Genomic DNA, 255 nt, shown 5'->3' with positions numbered 1-255 from the left:
CTAAATCAGACCATAAGATGAATTTATTTACTACTGAAAACAAAATTACGGATGAAGAAGCAAAGGCACTAACGGCTTACTTAGCCTCTACAAGTCAATGTCGAGCAATATCTAGTCATTTTCCCGTGCCGGAGTTAGCGGGTATCTACCAGAACTTTTATAGCCAAGTCGATGTGGTTTATCAGAACTTGTTATCTAGGAAAATTTCCATAGGCGAGGCAAATAAAGAAAAGTATGAGCTTATGCAGACTGCTC

The 255-nt window shown here is 38.8% G+C and carries 1 protein-coding gene; it reads left to right on the top strand.

From position 1 onward, the window contains the following. Positions 1-17: 17 nt before the first annotated feature. On the top strand, positions 18-255 hold a 238-nt coding region (locus tag ICN46_RS12215; protein WP_216209148.1), incomplete at its 3' end, for a hypothetical protein.

The organism is Polynucleobacter sp. Latsch14-2, assembly GCF_018881925.1.
In the GTDB taxonomy this organism is placed as follows: Bacteria; Pseudomonadota; Gammaproteobacteria; order Burkholderiales; family Burkholderiaceae; genus Polynucleobacter.
The sequence above is the reverse complement of the archived record's forward strand: the minus strand, read 5'-3'. Positions and strand labels throughout refer to the sequence as shown.